Below are 17,546 nucleotides of genomic sequence, written 5' to 3' on the forward strand. Positions count from 1 at the left end.
GCCGCCTGCGCCACGACCAGAACAACCCACCAAAACGCGGCACACGCGCATCGGTTCCCATGATCACCCGAAAGGGCTCTAACGTGGGTTAATGCTTGCCTCGCAAGCCTTTCTGTGATCCCGACAGACATTCTCCCGCGGGTTGCTGCTACTTGTCACAAAGTGTCGCAGGGCGTTGCCAAATCGGCTTTCGTCCACTTTGGCCGACAAGGCTGTGCTACGCGGCCCTGCGAATCATACATGTCGGTGAAATAATGTTGCACAGTCTTCCGGTTGCTCCCTCCTTCCGGTTCCCGGCCCTTCGCCTGGCGGCCACCCGCGCGCTCACGCCCCTCGCCCTGGCTGCCTTGCCCCTGGGCGCCACGCTGATGCTGGCCGGTTGCGGCAAGGGCCAGGAAGGCCCGCCCAAGCAAGACGCGCAGGTTGGCTATATCGTGGCCACGCCCACGGCCGTGCCGGTGTCCACCGAACTGTCCGGCCGCACCGTGGCCAGCCAGATCGCCGAGGTGCGCCCGCAGGTGACCGGCATCATCATGGACCGCCTGTTCACCGAAGGCAGCATGGTGCGCGCCGGCCAGCCGCTCTACCAGATCGACTCCCGCAGCTATGCCGCCACGGCAAGCCAGGCCGCCGGCAACCTCGCTGCCACCCGCGCGACGGTGGAATCGCTGCGCCTCAAGGCCGAACGCTATAAAGTGCTGGCTGACCAGGGCGGCATTTCCCGCCAGGACGCCGCCGATGCCCTGGCTGCCTACAACCAGGCGCGCGGCCAGGTCATGGCCTATCAAGGCGCGTTGCAGGCCGCCAAGGTCAACTTGGGCTTTACCCGCATTCTCGCGCCGATCAGCGGCCGCATCGGTGTGTCCAGCGTGACCAAGGGCGCGCTCGTCACCTCCAGCCAGACCGATGCGCTGGCCAAGATTCAAAAGCTGGACCCGATGTGGGTCAACATCCAGCAATCGAGCAACGATTACATGGCGCTGCGCCGCGCGCTGCAGTCGGGCAAGCTGTCGGCCGATGGATCGGCCCCGGTCAAGGTGATCCTGGCCGATGGAACCGAGTGGCCGGTGGAAGGCCGCCTCAACTTTGCCGACGTCGATGTCAACAGCCAGACCGGCACGGTGATTCTGCGCGTGACGGTGCCCAATCCCAAGGGTGACCTGCTGCCCGGCCTGTTCGTCAAGGCGCGGCTGGTCCAGGGCATCGTGCCCAACGGCATTCTGGTGCCGCAGGGCGCGGTCAGCCGCACCCCGCGTGGCACGGCCACGGTTCTGGTGATCAACGCCAAGGGCCAGGCGGAAACCCGCGACGTGACCGCCGAAACGCCCGTGGGCAACAACTGGCTGGTGACCAGCGGCCTGGCCGCCGGTGACAAGGTGATCACCGAAGGGCTGATCAAGGCCAAGCCAGGCGCCAAGGTCAAGGGCACGCCTGCGACGGCTCCTGCCGCTGCGCCTGCTGCTGATGCCACCCCCGCCCCGGCCAGCGCGGGGGCAAAGTAACGCTCCATGCTGTCGCGCTTCTTTGCCAATCGCCCGATCTTTGCCTGGGTCATCGCTATTGTGGTGATGGCTGCGGGCGCCTTTTCCATCACCACCATGGGGGTGGAACAATACCCCGACATTGCCCCGCCAACCGTTTCGATCAGCGCCACCTACAACGGGGCTGATGCGCAGGCGGTGGAAAACAGCGTGACGCAGGTGCTTGAGCAGCAGCTCAAGGGCATCGACGGCATGCTCTATTTCACCTCGACCAGCAGCAATGGCTCGGCCAACATCACCACCACGTTCGAGAAGGGCACCAACCCCGATACGGCGCAGGTGCAGGTGCAGAACGCCATTTCGCGCGCGACCAGCCGCCTGCCCACCGTGGTGCAGCAGCAGGGCGTGACGGTGACCAAGGCGCAGAATGACCAGCTCTTGGTCATGGCGCTTTATGACACCACCGGCCGCAGCACCAATGCCGACATCGCCGACTATCTGACCACGCGCATCCAGGACCCGCTCTCGCGCGTCGAAGGCGTGGGCTCGGCCGACGTCTATGGTTCGTCCTATGCCATGCGCATCTGGCTCGATCCGGCCAAGCTTGCCGCGGTCAACCTGATGCCGTCCGACGTGAACGCCGCGCTGACCGCGCAGAACACCCAGGTCGCCGCCGGCGAAGTGGGTGCCCTGCCCGCGCCGCAAGGCCAACGTCTGGACGCTACGGTCACCGCGCGTTCGCGCCTGCAGACGGTGGATGATTTCAAGAAGGTCATTCTCAAAACCAGCGCCGATGGCGGCGAAGTGCGCCTGTCCGACGTGGCGCGCGTGGAGATGGGCCAGGAAAGCTATTCCTCGATCAATACGCTCAATGGCAGTGCGGCCACCGGGATCGCGGTCAGCCTTGCCTCGGGCGCGAACGCGATGAAGACGGCACAGCTGGTCAAGGCCAAGATCGACGAGCTGGCCAAGTCCATGCCCGAAGGCTACCAGATCTCCTACCCGCGCGATTCCAGCACCTTCGTCAAAATCTCGATCGAGGAAGTGGTCAAGGCCCTGCTCGAAGCGATCGCGCTGGTCGTGGTCGTGATGTTCCTGTTCCTGCAGAACTGGCGCGCCACGCTGATTCCGGCGATCGCGGTTCCGGTGGTGCTGCTCGGCACGTTCGGCATCCTGGCGCTGCTGGGCTATACCATCAACACGCTGACCATGTTCGGCTTGGTGCTGGCGATCGGCCTGCTGGTCGACGATGCCATCGTCGTGGTCGAAAACGTCGAGCGTGTGATGCACGAGGAGCATCTTTCGCCGCTCGATGCCACGGTCAAGTCGATGGGCGAAATCACCTCGGCCCTGATCGGCATCACCCTGGTGCTGACCGCCGTGTTCATCCCCATGGCGTTCTTTGGCGGATCGACTGGTGCGATCTATCGCCAGTTCTCGATCACCATCGTTTCGGCGATGGGGCTTTCCGTGCTGGTCGCTTTGATCCTGACCCCGGCACTGTGCGCCACGCTGCTCAAGGCGGAGGAAAAGCCGCACGGCCGCTTCTTCACCGGCTTCAACCGTCGCTATGATCGGTTGCAGGAAGGCTATCAGAACCGCCTGGGCGGGATCGTGGGCCGCCCCTTGCCATGGATGCTCGCCTTCGTGGCGATCATCGGCGCGATGGTGTTCCTCTATACCCGCCTGCCCACCAGCTTCCTGCCCGACGAGGACCAGGGCCAGCTGATGATGAGCTACACCCTGCCGGTCGGCTCCACCATGGAGCAGACCCAGGCCGTGGCCAAGCAGGCGCAGGACATTATCCAGCAGACCGAAGGCAACAATATCCGCGCGGTGTTCATCATCGCCGGGCGCGGCCAGGGTGGCTCGGGCCAGAATACCGGCCAGGGCTTCATCCTGCTCAAGGATTGGGACGAGCGCGCCGGCAGCGACAACAGCGCCGCAAGTATTTCCGCCCGCCTCAACAAGCTGTTTGCCCAGAAGTTGGGCAGCAAGGCGCAGATCTTCGTGCTGTCGCCGCCGGCTATTCGCGGCTTGGGCAACTCGGCCGGGTTCGACATGTATCTCCAGGACAGCGCCGGCCAAGGCCGCACCGCGCTGACCGCAGCGCGCAAGCAGCTGGTCGACGATGCCAACGGTAGTGGCCGCGTGGCGCAAGCCCGCCTGCAGGGCCTGGAAGATACGCCGCAGCTCAACGTCGCGCTCAATGACGAAGCGATCACCGCCTTCCAGATCGCGCCGGCAGACGTGAACTCCACGCTGTCGACTGCCTGGGGCGGCACCTATGTCAACGACTTCGTCGACCGTGGCCGCGTGAAGAAGGTATTCGTCCAGGGCGATGCACCCTATCGCAGCAAGCCGCAGGATCTGGGCCAGTGGTATGTGCGCGGGTCTGACGGGCAGATGGCGCCGTTTGCCGCCTTTGCCCAGACCAACTGGACGGTTGGTGCCCCGGTGCTGCCGCGCTTCAACGGCATCGCGGCGCAGGAAGTGGTGGGCAACCCGGCGGGCGGCATCAGTTCGGGCCAGGCGATGCAGACCATGGAAGACCTCGCCGGCAAGCTCAATGGCGGCTATAGCGTGGCGTGGGCGGGCCTGTCGTATCAGGAACGCGCCGCCAGCAGCCAGACCGGCCTGCTCTATGGCGCGTCGATCTTCTTCATCTTCCTGTGCCTGGCGGCGCTTTATGAAAGCTGGTCGGTGCCGGTGTCGGTGCTGCTGGTCATTCCGCTCGGCGTGATCGGCGCCGTGCTGGCCGTGACGCTGCGCGGGTTCAACAACGACATCTATTTCCAGGTGGCGCTGCTCACCACCATCGGGCTGTCGGCCAAGAACGCGATCCTGATCGTGGAATTTGCCGAGGCGGCGCTGCATCGTGGCGTTGCCCCGATGGAAGCCGCTCTGGAAGCGGCACGGCTGCGTTTCCGCCCGATCATCATGACTTCGGTGGCGTTTATCGCCGGCGTCATTCCGCTGGCGGTGGCGAGTGGGGCCGGCGCCAACGGTCGCCGCGCGATCGGCACCGGCGTGCTGGGCGGCATGCTGTCTGCCACGCTGCTGGCGATCTTCCTGGTGCCGCTGTTCTTCGTGCTGGTGAAGCGCGTCTTCGCTCGCGGCAAGAACGGCAAGGACACGCCCCCGGCCGATAGCCACGCCATGGACAAGGAGCCGCAGGCATGACCGCGCCCATCGTGAAAACCGCCCGGGCCGCACTGTGCGGCGTGGCCGTGATGGCGCTTGGCGCCTGCAACCTGGCGCCCAAGTATGTGCGCCCCGATCTGCCAGTGGCGCCCAGCCTGCCGCAGGGCGCCAGCTATCCGACGCTGGCCGATGGCGCCGGCGGCGTTGACGCGATCGGCTGGCAGGCGTTCTTCACCGACCAGCAGTTGCGCGACACGATTGCCCTGGCGCTGTCGAGCAACCGCGACCTGCGCAGCGCGGTGGCTGCCGTGGCGCAGGCGCGCGCCACCTATCGCGTCGATCGCGCCGCGCTGGTGCCCACGGTCACTGCCGGACCCAGCGCCTCGATCTCGCGCAACAGCACGATCCGCAGCGAAAACTACGAGGTAAGCGGCAACGTTTCGGCCTATCAGGTCGATCTGTTCGGCAAGCTGCGCAACACCAGCAAGGCCGCGTTCGAGGCCTATCTGGCCAGCGACGAAGGGCGCAAGGCCACCCAGATCACCGTGGTTTCGGAAACCGCCACGGCCTGGCTGACCCTGGCCGCCGATCGCGACGCGCTCGCCGTGGCCCAGGCCACGTTCGCCTCGCGCAGCAAGACCCTGCAATTGACCCAGCAACTGGAAGCCAATGGCGTGGGCACCAAGCTGGCCATCGCCCAGGCGCAGACCGCGCTGGACACCGCGCGCGCCGATGTGGCGGACTATACCACCTATGTGGCGCAGGATCGCAACGCGCTGGAACTGCTGGTGGGTGCGCCGGTGCCCGAAACACTGTTGCCCAAGACCCTGGGTGACGGGCGCCAGACGCTGGCGAGCCTGCCGGTGGGCCTGGGGTCTGACGTGCTGCTGCGCCGGCCAGACGTGCTTCAGGCAGAGCATACCCTGAAAGCCGCCAACGCGCGCATTGGCGCGGCCCGGGCGGCGTTCTTCCCGTCGATCTCGCTGACCGGCCTGCTTGGCCTCGCCAGTTCCAGCCTGTCGGGGCTGTTCAACGGCGGCACATTTGCCTGGTCGGCCAGCGGCAGCGCCACGCAGACGCTGTTCGATGGCGGCGCCAATGCCGGCAACCTCGCCTATGCCAAGGCGAGCCGCGATGCGGCGGTGGCGGCCTATGAAAAGTCGATCCAGACCGCGTTTCGCGAAGTGGCCGATGCCCTGGCCCGGCGCGGCACGATCGATGACAAGGTCGCCGCGCAGGAAAGCAATCTTGCCAACGCCGAAAAGGCGGCGCGCATCACCCAGTCGCTCTATCAGAACGGCATCAACACGTTCCTGGAACCGCTCGACGCCGAACGTACCGCCTACACGGCGCGGCAGGCGCTGGTCACCGCGCGGCTGGCGCGGGCGACCAACATGGTTACGCTGTATGAAGTGCTCGGCGGCGGGCTGACGCCCTGATCGGGGCGCCGATCGGTCCGTAACGGTCGGGTTGTGGCTGCATCGATCCTTGCCGCAGCGCAGCAGGACAGGAACACTAAGGGCATCGGGACAAGGCCGCGCGCGGCCGTTCCGGTGCCCTGCTGTTTTCCGGCCCAAGGACGCTGCCTGCGATGTCGCTCTCATCCGCTTCCCCTGCCCCGCTCGCCGCGGACCTACCGGCCGGCATGTCGGCAGCGCGGAGGCCGTTGCGCGTGGCGCTACTCAATGTGAAATACAGCCCCAACCTGGGCGATGGCCTGCTGGCCGAATGCCTTGAGCGCGAACTGGCCCATGCGCTGGGCGGGGCCGATGTCTATTCGATCGACATTGCCGGGCGCCATGGCTGGTCGGCCGCATCGGCGGGGCGGCGGCGGCGCATGCTGGCCATGCTCGAGGCGGTGCCGCCGGCGCTGCGCCGCGTGATGGCTGGCGTTGCACTGATGGCGTTGAGCCGGCTGGCGCTGCGCCGGCATGTCGCCCGCGCCCTGCACGGGGCCGATGCGGTGGTGATCGGTGGCGGCAACCTGTTGACCGATGCCGATCTCAATTTCCCGATCAAACTGCGCGGCGCCGCCGCAGAGGTTGCCCGGCGTGGACTGCCCATGGCGGTCCATGCCGTGGGCGCCAGTGCGCACTGGTCGCCGCGCGGGCGGGCGCTGTTTGCCCGGGCGCTGGCCCGCCGCCCGCTAGCCCATGCCGCCGTTCGCGATGAAGCCAGCCGCCTGGCTTGGGCTGGCCAGTTGGAAACCCGTGGCGCCGTGGCGGCAGAGGTGGTGGGTGATCCTGGCCTGCTCGCCAGCCTGCACTATCCGCGCGGGCCATCCACCGCTGCCGACGCGGTCGTCGCCAGCAACGCCCCGCGCGAACGCCGCGTCGGGCTGTGCATCACCGACCCCTTGGCCCTGCGCTATCACGTGGGGCAGCATCACGGCGCAGCGGCGCAGGCTGCTGGCGCCGTGCAGGATGCAGCGGTGATCGACTGGTACGGCGCGCTCGCCACCGCCCTGGCGCAGCAGGGCCTGCACGTGATCCTGTTCACCAACGGCAGCCCGGAAGACCGCGCTTGCCTTGCCCGCAACGCACCGCGCTGGACGGCAGAACGCGCCGCCGCAGATTGGCGCGGCGGTGTGGCGCACCAGGGCCAGGGGCGTGTCAGCATGGCCGCGCCTTTTGCCACGCCGGCCGATCTGGCGGGGTTCGTTGCCGGATGTGATCTGGTCATCGCCCACCGTATGCATGCCTGCATCGCCGCCCATTCGTTTGCCGTGCCCACCATCGGGCTGACTTGGGATGACAAGCTCGTCAGCTTCTTTGCCCTGGCCGGGCGCGCCGCCTATGCCGTCGATGGCCCGGCGATGACGGCGACCGCGATGGTCAACCTCGCGCACGCAGCCCTGGCCGAAGGGGTGGACCGCGCGGCGCTCGCCAGCCTGATCAGCCGCACCCGCGCCGATGTGGCACGGCTGGCCCGGCGCCTGGCCCATGCAGCGCAGCCTCGCCTTGCCAAGGGCCAAACGCCGCACCCGCGCGCGACGGCAAGTGCCACCGCAGCGGTGCCGGCCTGATGCGCGGCACGGCGATCGATCGTATCGTGGTGATCAACGATCTGGCGCGGCCGATGGGCGGCGCCAGTGCGCTGGCGCTGTCCTCGGCCCGCGCATTCCGCGCGCTCGGGCATGACGTGACGCTACTGGCGGGCGATGCCGGCGATGATGGCAGCCTGGCGGCAGAGGGCATCGCATGCGTTGCGCTGGGCCAGGGGCGGCTGCTTTCCCGCCCCCGGATGGAAGCCGCGCTGGCCGCCTTGTGGAACCGCCGTGCGGCGCAGATGGTGGCGCGCTGGATCGCGCAGCACGATACGCCGCGCACGGTCTATCATCTGCACGGCTGGCTGCAGATCCTGTCCCCGGCCGTGTTCCATGCGCTGGGTCCGGTGCGCGATCGCCTGGTGATTTCGGCCCACGATTTCTTCCTCGCCTGCCCCAACGGTGCCTTTGCCGATCTGCGCACCGGGCAGCCCTGCCCGCTGGTGCCTCTGTCACGCGGCTGCATCACTGCCAATTGCGACCGCCACAGCCGCAGCCACAAGCTGTTGCGGGTGCTGCGCCACGCGATCCAGACGCGGGTGTTCGATCCCGCGCATGCACCGCCAGTCCTGGCAATCCATGCTGCCATGGCACCGCTATTGATGCGCGCCGGCATTCCCGCGCAGGCGATCCACGCGCTGCCCAACCCGGTGGTGCCATGGTCGCCCACGCGCATCGCTGCCGAGGACAATCGCGAGGTGCTGTTCGTTGGCCGGCTGGAGGAAACCAAGGGGCCAGACCTTGCCGCCGCTGCCGCCCGCGCCGCCGGGGTGCCGTTGCGCCTGGTGGGTAGCGGCGCGCTGGAAGCAACGCTGCGCGCCCGCCATCCCGAGGCGCGCTTCAGCGGGCGCCTTTCCCCGGCGGAGATCGCCCGCGTGGCGCAGCGCGCGCGGCTGCTGGTTATGCCCAGCCGCTATCCCGAACCCTATGGCCTGGTGGCGATGGAAGCGGCGCGCTCGGGCATTCCGGTGATCCTGCCACCCACCGCGCTGCTCGCCGCCGATCTGGTGCGCCATGGCGCCGGCCTGGCAATCGACCCGCGCGATACACCAGACTTTGCCGCGCAACTGGCGGCATTGGCGCAAGACCACGCCCGCATCCGCGCGATGAGCGAGGCAGCCTTTGCTCTGCCCGACGACCTCGCGCTATCCCCCGACGCGTGGGTTGCGCGGCTGCTCGATTTCTATGCCGCGCGGCTGGCCGCCCGGTCCGTGGCAGAACACGCCCAGGCGCAGGATCAGCCGTGCGACGAGCGGCGCCAGCGTGCCGCCGACGGGCCAGACACATCGCCACCATCAGCCGGTTGGCCCGGCCTTGGCCGCACTGGCCGCACCCGGCCATTGAGCACGGCCGAACTGGCCAGCGGCGCGCGCCGTTCGAGATCGCGCAGCAGCGAATAGGGATGGCTGCGCGCGAGGCTGCGCCAGTGCTGGATCTTGACGGACAGCAGCACCACCGCCAGCGCCGCGACCGATACCGCCCAGCGCCACACCTGCATCTGCCCCGATTGCGCGGCGGCCAGGAATTCGGCCACGCTCATCCACACCGCCTGCGCGCCGAGCAATTCCGAACTCGGCTGGTCCGGCACGGCCAGAAGGATCAGCAGCCCTAAAACATAGGCCATGATCGCCGTACTCTCGGCCGATGCCCAGCCGGTGACATAGCCGGCGGTCATCAGCGTGGCCATGGCGAGCGCCAAGGCGCGGCCAAGGCGGACGAGTTGCACAGGAGCAAGGCGGGCAAGCAGGTGGTTCACCCTGCCATGGGTGGCACAGCAGCCCTCAACGAATGCTTGCGCGCGATCGTTAATGGCCAGGCATATGCGCTACGCACAACGCCTGAGGGAGACTATCCCGGCTTTGGCAGCAATCTGCCCCACGCCTTCGGCATACCAGACCGCTGAATCGCTTGGATTTGACCTGATCGCTTGATCCCCAACATGCCGTGACCGCCAGGATGCCGCGCCAAGTGCCTCGGCAATGGGGGCGATTGCTGCCGCGAGGGACGCGCCCTGGTGATACCAGACAGCCCATGGCGATGGTGGCAGGAGGCATGGTGCAACAGCAGCGACAGGGGGGTGGCGCGCTGGCGCGTGGGACGGCGGCTGGTTGGAGGCACCGGGCGCGCTGGGCACGAATGGCGGCGCGGTGGGGTTCGCTCGCCGGGGCGCTGTCGTGGCCGATGCTCGCCGCCGGGCAAAACGCGCCAGAGCGCCGCGCCGGGCCCGAAACCGTGGAGAACCGCATTCGGCCGGGCATGGAGGGCACCGGGCTCGTGGCCGGATCGCTGCGCATCCTGCCATCCGTGGCGTTCGGCGTGGTGGCGACCGACGATCTCTATGCCCGCCGCGTGCCGCGCGTGGCCGATGTCGGGGCCAACCTGGCCCCGGCCGTGACCGTGCAATCGCAATGGAACCGCCATTCCCTGACGCTGCGTGCCGATGGCCTGTTCGAACGCTATGCCCGCCATGGCGCCGAAGGCACCGATCGCTATGGCGCCGGCGCTGCCGGGCGGATCGACATCGGGCGCGATACGCGGGTGAACCTTGACGCCGCGATCGATCGCCGGATCGAAGCGCGCGGCACCACCGGCGACACGCTGTTCGGCGTCAAGCCGATCGCCTATCGCCAGGTAAGCCTGGGCGGCAGCGTGGAGCAAGCCGTGGGCGCCACCCGCCTGGCGTTCGACCTGCGGTTCGACCGCTTCCACTATTTCAACCGGCACGATGGCAACACCACCATCGTGCTTGCCCCGCGCGACTATCAGGCGCTGGCTGGTGGAGCCAAGGTGGTCCGCCCGATCTCCTCGGCGGTGGCGGTGTCGGTCGCCCTGCGCCTCAACAGCACGCGCTATCCCCATGAAGACCGCACGCAGCCCAGCCGGCGCGGCCATGGCTATGCCGTGATGGCCGGCATTGCCTTTGGCCAGGATCGCCTGCTCGAAGGGCAAGTGGCGCTGGGCTATCTGCACCAGCGCTTTGCCAGCCGGGCCTATCCCACCATCGCCGGGCTGGCTTACGATGCCAATGTCCAATGGCACGTCACGCCGCTGACCACCGTGTCGCTCGCGGCCGACAAGACTATCCAGCGCTCCCCAATCATCGATGTCGCCGGGATCGAGCAGCAGCAGTTCAGCCTGGGCGCCGCGCACGAATTGCTGCGCACGCTGATCCTGCGCCCGAGCGTGAGCTATACCATCAACCGCTTTCGCGGCGGGGCGCGGGTCGATCGCTATGCCAGTGCCGGGCTTGCGGCGACGTGGCAGGCCGCGCCGCATGTCATGGTGGAAGGGGCGCTGCGCCATGCCCTGGGCCGCACCAGCGCGCCCGTGGCCAAGCCGCGCGAATATGACCAGAACCGCGCGACCATCACTTTGAAATATGTGTTTTGAACGGGCGGAATGCGATGGCCAGCCTGCCGCTTGATCCACATCGGACGCCCGATCACCACGCCCCTGACGGCGCCGATGATCCCGCAGCGCGGCGCGCCGAACGCGCGCTGCGGGCCGCCATCGCCTTGCTGTTTCTGGTGGCGCTGGCGGCAGTGCTGCGCATCTTTGCCCCGGGGCCCGATCGCGCCGCACTGCGCCTCGACCTGGCCAGCGCGTCTGCCCTCGTGCGCGGGGCACCACCGCCCGCGTTGCCCGATCCGGCGGCGCTGCTCGACGTGAGCGCCCAGGATGCCCGCGCCTCCAATGCGGCCGTGCCGATTGCGGTAGCGCCGGTGGCCGCCGCGCCCTTTGCAGTGGGCGCGGCAGCGCCCGCAGCACTGGAACGCGCGCGCGATTGCCTGGCCGCCGCCGCCTGGTACGAAGCGGGGGATGATCCTTCGGGAGAGCGGGCCGTGGTGCAGGTCGTGCTCAACCGCGCGCGCCATCCCGCCTTTGCCGGCCCCGGCGGCATGGCCAGCGTGTGCGGCGTGGTGTTCCAGGGATCGCAGCGCCAGACCGGTTGCCAGTTCTCCTTCACCTGCGATGGCAGCCTGGCGCGCCGCCATCCCGGTCTTGCCGCCTGGGCGCGCGCACGCGCCATTGCCGGGGCGGCGCTTGCTGGTGCGGTGGACCCGCGCGTGGGCTGGGCAACGCATTACCATGCCGATTACGTCGTGCCGAAATGGCGCGACGGGCTGGCCAAGCTGGCGCAAGTGGGCGCGCACCTGTTCTATCGCTGGCCGGGTTGGTGGGGCACCGGCCCGGCGTTTCGGCTGAGCGGCACCAATCTCGCGGGAGAGCCGGTGGAGCCAAGCCTCGCCGCCCTGTCTCCAGCGCATGACGGCACGCTCGCTGCGGCTGACCCCACCCTCCTCGCCGGCCTGACAGACACTGACGACGCGGTGACGGTCGACACCCGCCTGGCTGCTATAAACCAGTTGCCGGGTACCGCTCTGCGCGATGCCGGCCCCGCGGCAGCGCTGGCGCCCGGCCGCGCCGCGTTGATGGCGCTGCATGGCGGCGGCGATGACACGCCGCTCGACGGCGCGCCGATCCGCATCACCTTTGACGCCGCGCTGTTTCCCGGCCGCTATGCCATCCAGGCGCTGGAGGCCTGTGGGCACCGGCCGCGGTGCACCGTGCTGGGCTGGCGTGGCGCGCCGGGGAGCCTCGATACGCTGGCCTTTGCCTATCGTCGCAATCGCGACAGCGGCGGCGAAGGTGCCTGGTGGGATTGCACCCTCACCCCGCGCACCGATCGCGCGCAGTGCCTGCCGCCCGCTGGACAGCGCCAAGCCCTGCTCTCCAGCGGCGGCTGAGCATACTGGGCGTCGTCAACCCTTGCCCGCCGCGCGGCCCGGCTTCACAAGGCGTTGGGGGCCGCGGCGGCGCAGCTGGCAGGAGAGTGGGCAATGGCGGGACTGGCGCGCAACGCCTTGGCAGGGCTGGCGATGGCCGGGCTCATGCTGCCCGAGGCGGTCGCCTATGCCGGGATTGCCGGGCTGGCACCGGGCCGCGCGCTGATTGCGGCGGTGGTCGGCGGGTTGGCCTATGCCGTGGTCGGTCGCAGCCGCTTTGCCGTGGTTTCGCCCACGTCGTCGTCCGCCGCGATCCTGGCGGCGAGCCTGGCCAGCCTGGCGACGGGCCAGGCCGGAGCAGCGATGCTGGCAGCCAATGCCACGGCGCTGACGCTGCTGGCCGGCGCCCTGTTCCTGGCGCTGGCCGCCGCGCGCCTGGGCAGTCTGGCCGGGTTTGTCGCGCGACCGGTGCTGCGCGGCTTTGCCCTTGGGCTGGCGCTGACCATCATCATCCGCCAGTTGCCGGCCTTGACCGGCCTGCCCGCGCCGCAAGGCAGCGTGGGTGTGGTTGGCTGGACCATCCTGCGCCAGGCAGGGCAGTGGCATGGCGCCACGCTGGCCTGTGGCCTGGGCGCGCTGGCGCTGCTGTTGCTGCTGCGCCGCTGGCCCGGCGTGCCTGGCGCGCTGATCGTGCTGGTCCTGGGCATTGCCGGGGCCAGCCTGCCGGGCTTTGCCGGGCTGGGCGTGGCCCAGGCTGGCCCGGCGCCGCTGGTGCTGAGCGCGCCGGTGCTGCCCGGTGATCCGGCCCAGTGGCTGCGCCTGGTGCCGCTGGCCGCGCCGCTGGTGCTGATCCTGTTTGCCGAAAGCTGGGGCACGATGCGCAGCCTGGCCCTGGCGCGCGGCGATACGCTGGATGCTAATCGCGAGCTGGCCGGGCTGGGCCTGGCCAATGCCGCCGCCGCGCTGGCGCAGGGCATGCCGGTGGGTGCGGGCTTTTCCGCCGGATCGGCCAATGCCGCCAGCGGCGCCACCAGCCGCGCGGCCGGCGTGTTTGCCGCGCTGGCCCTGCTTGCCCTGGCACTATGGGCCGGGCCGCTGACCGCGCGCCTGCCGCAGCCGGTGCTGGCCGCCGTGGTCGTCGCGGCGCTGACCCACGCCCTGTCGCCCGCGCCGCTGCTGCGGCCGTGGAAAGTGGGGCGCGACCGCTGGACCGCGCCAGCCGCCGCGCTGGGGGTGTTGAGCCTGGGCGTGCTCGATGGGCTGCTGCTGGCGGTGGGCCTCAGCCTGGCGCAACTGCTCTATCGCCTGGCCCATCCCTCGCTCAGCCAGTTGGGGCAACTGGGCACCAGCCACGATTATGTCGACATGGCCGCCCACGATACCGCACGTGCAGAGGGCGGGCTGGCGATCTTCCGGCCCAACGCCCCCCTGTTTTTTGCCAATGCCGAAACCGTGCTGGGCCTGGTGGCGCGCCGCGCGCAAGGGCTGGGCGTGCCCGTGGTGGTATTGAGCCTGGAAGAGAGTGACGATCTTGATACCACGGCCGCCGAGGCGATCGGCGAATTGCACGCCACGCTGGCACGGCGCGGCGGGCGCCTGATCCTGGCCCGCACGCATGATCGCGCGCGCGCGGTGCTGGCGGCATCGGGCCTGGGTGATCTGGCACGCGATGCCACCTTCAGCGTTGCCGATGCCGTGGCATTGGCGCAGACTGCGCCGCGGCAGGCGTGAAGCATGGAGCGTGAGTCATGGGGCTGGCCGGTCCGATCCAACCGATTCTCAAGACCGTGGCCATTGCCGATCTGCGCCCCACGCAGATGACCGTTGGCCTGCGCGAAGTGGAGCGCAAGCGCCGCGACTGGGAGCGCCGCAACGAAGCCAGCGCCGCCGGCGAATTCCTGGGCGCGCACATGATCCCGGCCGTGATCGGTCCCGATGACCAGCTGTGGATGCTCGATCACCATCACCTCGCCCTGGCGCTGCATCTGGAAGGGGTGGAAGAAGTGCTGGTCTCGGTGGTGGCGCGGCTGGCGCACTTGCCGCGCAAGCGGTTCCTGGCGTTTCTCGACGCCAACAACTGGCTGCACCCCTATGACGCGCGCGGCCGCCGCCGCGAATGGAAGGCGCTGCCCCATCACGTGGGCAAGCTGGAGGATGATCCCTGGCGCTCGCTGGCCGGTGACGTGCGCCGCGCCGGCGGCTATGCCAAGACGACGCGGCCCTATGCCGAATTCCTGTGGGCCGATTTCTTTCGCGATCACATCGGCCCGCGCAAGCTGGCCAACAAGTTTGACCAGGCCCTGCGCGAGGCGATCGACCTGGCCCGTGGCCACGGCGCGCGGCACTTGCCCGGCTATGCCGGCGTAGAAAGCTATTAGGCACGCGCCTGACCTGCGTTAGCCGTAGACACCCGGCGCAAACCCGGTGGCGCCGCTTTCCACCTCGAACAGGGCGCCATCATATTCGCCCGGATCGGCAAGGCCAACGCGCGCGCTGGTCACGAACATGCGATCATGCCCTTCGCCGGCAAAGGCGATGTTGGTGATACGCCGCGCCGGCAGGGCAATCGCGCGGTCGAGCCGGCCATCGGGGGCAAAGCGGCTGATGCGCCCACCATCCCAATGCGCCTGCCACAGGAAACCCTGCGCATCGCAGATCATGCCATCGGGATAGCCATCTTCTTCGGCAAAGCGCACGAACACCTCGCGCGGGCCAACGCCTTCGTCGGTCAGCGCAAAGCGGTAGATCACCCGGCGCGCGCTGTCGGCATGATAGAGCCACTGCCCGCATGGCGAGAACGCCGGCCCGTTGGGCACGCCATAGCCAGTGTCGATAACCTGGAACGCGCCATCGCTGCCCAGGCGATAGAGCGTGCCGTTGTCCTGCTCTTCGGCCATGTCCATCGTGCCGCACCAGATGGCGCCATGGGCATCGGCCTTGCCATCGTTCATGCGGTTTCCGGGCAGATGCGGCTCTGGCCCACTGCGCGGCCCGATCACGGGCATGGCTGACGCGGGATCAAAGGTGATCGAGCCGACACCGCCGCGAAAGCCGCCGATCAGGCCGCCCGTCTTGGCTGCCGCCACCCACCCCAGTGGCTCTGGCATGGTCCAGCGATCGATGACGCCGCTAGCCAGACCCATGCGGTTGAGCGCGGGGGCGAGAATGTCGGTCCAATAGAGCGCGCCGTCGCGCGGGCACCACAGCGTGCCCTCGCCCAGGATATCGGCCACGTCGCGGTCGATCTTGCGCCACAAAGCCATCGCGCTCCGGTCCTTTCTATCGTGCCGGGTGGGAAAGCGCGGCAAGCGCCACCCTTTCCCACCCCGATCGCTGGTCTGTTCCGATCAGTGATTGTCGCGCGGCAGGCCCATGGTCTGGGCGATCCGCTGATACTTTTCCGCACCCTCAAGAATGGCGCCCGTGTTGAGTTGGCCGACCACGGCGCGCTGGATTTCCTGCCACGGCGTCTGGCTGGCGGGATAGGGATAGCCCCCCTTGGCCACCAGCGCGGCACGGCGCGCCTCCAGCACGTCGTCGGCCACCAGCACGTTGACCGTGCCGGCCCTCAGATCGATGCGCACGCGATCGCCGGTTTCGAGCAGGGCCAGGCCGCCCATCGCCGCCGCTTCCGGGCTGGCGTTGAGGATCGACGGGCTGCCCGAAGTGCCCGACTGGCGCCCGTCACCAATGCATGGCAGCGCGCTGACGCCCTCGGTGATGAGGTAGGACGGCGGCCGCATGTTGACCACTTCGGCCGCGCCGGGATAGCCGATCGGCCCGGCGCCGCGCATGAACAGCAGCGTTTCTGGCGTGATCCCGACGGCAGGATCATCGATGCGGTGGTGATAGTCTTCCGGCCCATCGAACACCACGCAGGGGCCTTCGAACGCTTCGGGATCGGCCGGGTTGGACAGATAGCGTGCGCGGAATTCCTCGCTGATCACGCTGGTCTTCATGATCGCCGCGTCGAACAGGTTGCCCTTGAGCACCAGGAAACCGGCTTCTTCCACCAGCGGCTGGGCGAACGGGCGGATCACGCGTTCGTCCTCAATCTCCACGCCACGGCAGTTTTCGCCCATGGTGCGACCGTTAACGGTCATCGCCCCTTCGCGGATCAGGCCCTGGCCAATCAACTGGCCAACCACGGCCGGAACGCCGCCGGCGCGATAATAATCCTCGCCCAAGTATTCGCCCGCCGGTTGCAGGTTGACCAGCAGCGGCACCTTGTGGCCCAGGCGCTGCCAGTCATCGAGCGGCAGGTCCACGCCGACATGGCGGGCGATGGCGGCCAGGTGGATCGGCGCGTTGGTCGATCCGCCAATCGCGGAATTGACGACGATGGCGTTGTGGAACGCATCGAGTGTCAGAATGTCTGACGGCTTGAGGTCTTCGCGCACCATGTCAACGATGCGCTTGCCGGTGTGATAGGCGCATTCCTGGCGATCGCGATAGGGCGCGGGGATCGCCGCCGAACCGGGCAGCATCATCCCCAGCGCCTCGGCCAGCGAATTCATCGTGGTGGCCGTGCCCATGGTGTTGCAATAGCCGGTAGACGGCGCCGAGGAGGCGACGAGCTTGATGAAGCCATCGGCATCGAGTTCACCGGCGGCCATCATCTGGCGGCCCTTCCACACGATGGTGCCCGAACCGGTACGCTCGCCCTTGTGCCAGCCATTGAGCATCGGTCCCACCGACAGGGCGATGGCCGGGATGTTGACCGTGGCCGCCGCCATCAGCAGCGCCGGGGTGGTCTTGTCGCAACCGGTGGTGAGCACCACGCCATCGATGGGATAGCCATAGAGCGCCTCCACCAGGCCAAGATAGGCCAGGTTGCGATCGAGCCCGGCGGTGGGCCGCTTGCCGGTTTCCTGGATCGGGTGCACCGGGAATTCCAGCACGATGCCGCCCGCTTCGCGCACGCCTTCGCGGATGCGCTCGGCCAGCACGAGGTGGTGGCGGTTGCACGGCGAGAGGTCGCTGCCGGTCTGGGCGATGCCGATGATCGGCTTGCCACTGCGCAGTTCTTCCAGGCTCAACCCGAAGTTCAGATACCGCTCCAGATAGAGCGAGGTCATGTCGATATTGTCGGGATTGTCGAACCAGGCGCGGCTGCGCAGCTTCGGGGTCTGGTGCTCGGTCATAGGG

The 17,546-nt window shown here is 68.5% G+C and carries 11 protein-coding genes; 9 read left to right on the plus strand and 2 right to left on the minus strand.

Features of this window, described 5'->3' with window-relative positions; all coding sequences use genetic code 11:
• Nucleotides 1-254: 254 nt before the first annotated feature.
• The 9 genes from FHW97_RS12360 (at nt 255) to FHW97_RS12400 (ending at nt 14,776) form a co-directional block, all read left to right on the plus strand.
• A complete protein-coding gene (locus FHW97_RS12360; protein WP_233250878.1) occupies nt 255-1,502 on the plus strand; it encodes an efflux RND transporter periplasmic adaptor subunit in 1,248 nt (415 codons plus the stop codon).
• A gap of 6 nt (nt 1,503-1,508) precedes the next feature.
• Nucleotides 1,509-4,664 carry an efflux RND transporter permease subunit gene (locus FHW97_RS12365; RefSeq protein ID WP_171799119.1) on the plus strand — a complete coding sequence of 1,052 codons (3,156 nt, stop codon included), beginning with the start codon at nt 1,509-1,511 and terminating at the stop codon, nt 4,662-4,664.
• On the plus strand, nt 4,661-6,064 hold the full coding sequence (locus FHW97_RS12370; protein WP_054131959.1) for an efflux transporter outer membrane subunit: 1,404 nt from the start codon (nt 4,661-4,663) through the stop codon (nt 6,062-6,064). Before FHW97_RS12365 ends, FHW97_RS12370 begins: the two co-directional genes overlap by 4 nt.
• A 206-nt stretch (nt 6,065-6,270) precedes the next feature.
• Nucleotides 6,271-7,650: a polysaccharide pyruvyl transferase family protein gene (locus tag FHW97_RS12375; protein ID WP_253941757.1), complete on the plus strand. Its 1,380-nt coding sequence runs from the start codon at nt 6,271-6,273 to the stop codon at nt 7,648-7,650.
• Nucleotides 7,650-9,071: a glycosyltransferase family 4 protein gene (locus FHW97_RS12380; RefSeq protein WP_171799120.1), complete on the plus strand. Its 1,422-nt coding sequence runs from the start codon at nt 7,650-7,652 to the stop codon at nt 9,069-9,071. The genes FHW97_RS12375 and FHW97_RS12380 overlap by 1 nt, the downstream gene beginning before the upstream one ends.
• Before the next feature lie 736 nt (nt 9,072-9,807).
• Nucleotides 9,808-11,061 carry an outer membrane beta-barrel protein gene (locus tag FHW97_RS12385; RefSeq protein WP_171799121.1) on the plus strand — a complete coding sequence of 418 codons (1,254 nt, stop codon included), beginning with the start codon at nt 9,808-9,810 and terminating at the stop codon, nt 11,059-11,061.
• Between the two features lie 14 nt (nt 11,062-11,075).
• Nucleotides 11,076-12,419: a cell wall hydrolase gene (locus tag FHW97_RS12390; protein ID WP_171799122.1), complete on the plus strand. Its 1,344-nt coding sequence runs from the start codon at nt 11,076-11,078 to the stop codon at nt 12,417-12,419.
• Nucleotides 12,420-12,512: 93 nt separating this feature from the next.
• A complete protein-coding gene (locus FHW97_RS12395; RefSeq protein WP_171799123.1) occupies nt 12,513-14,129 on the plus strand; it encodes a SulP family inorganic anion transporter in 1,617 nt (538 codons plus the stop codon).
• Between the two features lie 17 nt (nt 14,130-14,146).
• Nucleotides 14,147-14,776: a ParB-like protein gene (locus FHW97_RS12400; protein ID WP_171799124.1), complete on the plus strand. Its 630-nt coding sequence runs from the start codon at nt 14,147-14,149 to the stop codon at nt 14,774-14,776.
• 18 nt (nt 14,777-14,794) lie between these two features.
• On the opposite strand, the gene FHW97_RS12405 is transcribed toward FHW97_RS12400, so the two are convergent.
• Complete coding sequence (locus tag FHW97_RS12405; protein WP_171799125.1) at nt 14,795-15,661, minus strand: SMP-30/gluconolactonase/LRE family protein; 867 nt, start codon at nt 15,659-15,661, stop codon at nt 14,795-14,797.
• 84 nt (nt 15,662-15,745) lie between these two features.
• Complete coding sequence (locus FHW97_RS12410; RefSeq protein ID WP_171799126.1) at nt 15,746-17,542, minus strand: IlvD/Edd family dehydratase; 1,797 nt, start codon at nt 17,540-17,542, stop codon at nt 15,746-15,748.
• Nucleotides 17,543-17,546: the final 4 nt, after the last annotated feature.

Origin of the sequence: Novosphingobium sp. SG754 (assembly GCF_013149315.1) — a bacterium.
In the GTDB taxonomy this organism is placed as follows: domain Bacteria; phylum Pseudomonadota; class Alphaproteobacteria; order Sphingomonadales; family Sphingomonadaceae; genus Novosphingobium; species Novosphingobium capsulatum.

What these genes read in the sequence shown, in the direction of transcription:
- FHW97_RS12410 (WP_171799126.1), bottom strand. Translation starts at nt 17,542, where the DNA reads ATGACCGAGCACCAGACCCCGAAGCTGCGCAGCCGCGCCTGGTTCGAC.
- FHW97_RS12395 (WP_171799123.1), top strand. Translation starts at nt 12,513, where the DNA reads ATGGCGGGACTGGCGCGCAACGCCTTGGCAGGGCTGGCGATGGCCGGG.
- FHW97_RS12400 (WP_171799124.1), top strand. Translation starts at nt 14,147, where the DNA reads ATGGGGCTGGCCGGTCCGATCCAACCGATTCTCAAGACCGTGGCCATT.
- FHW97_RS12375 (WP_253941757.1), top strand. Translation starts at nt 6,271, where the DNA reads ATGTCGGCAGCGCGGAGGCCGTTGCGCGTGGCGCTACTCAATGTGAAA.
- FHW97_RS12360 (WP_233250878.1), top strand. Translation starts at nt 255, where the DNA reads ATGTTGCACAGTCTTCCGGTTGCTCCCTCCTTCCGGTTCCCGGCCCTT.
- FHW97_RS12365 (WP_171799119.1), top strand. Translation starts at nt 1,509, where the DNA reads ATGCTGTCGCGCTTCTTTGCCAATCGCCCGATCTTTGCCTGGGTCATC.
- FHW97_RS12385 (WP_171799121.1), top strand. Translation starts at nt 9,808, where the DNA reads ATGGCGGCGCGGTGGGGTTCGCTCGCCGGGGCGCTGTCGTGGCCGATG.
- FHW97_RS12390 (WP_171799122.1), top strand. Translation starts at nt 11,076, where the DNA reads ATGGCCAGCCTGCCGCTTGATCCACATCGGACGCCCGATCACCACGCC.
- FHW97_RS12380 (WP_171799120.1), top strand. Translation starts at nt 7,650, where the DNA reads ATGCGCGGCACGGCGATCGATCGTATCGTGGTGATCAACGATCTGGCG.
- FHW97_RS12370 (WP_054131959.1), top strand. Translation starts at nt 4,661, where the DNA reads ATGACCGCGCCCATCGTGAAAACCGCCCGGGCCGCACTGTGCGGCGTG.
- FHW97_RS12405 (WP_171799125.1), bottom strand. Translation starts at nt 15,661, where the DNA reads ATGGCTTTGTGGCGCAAGATCGACCGCGACGTGGCCGATATCCTGGGC.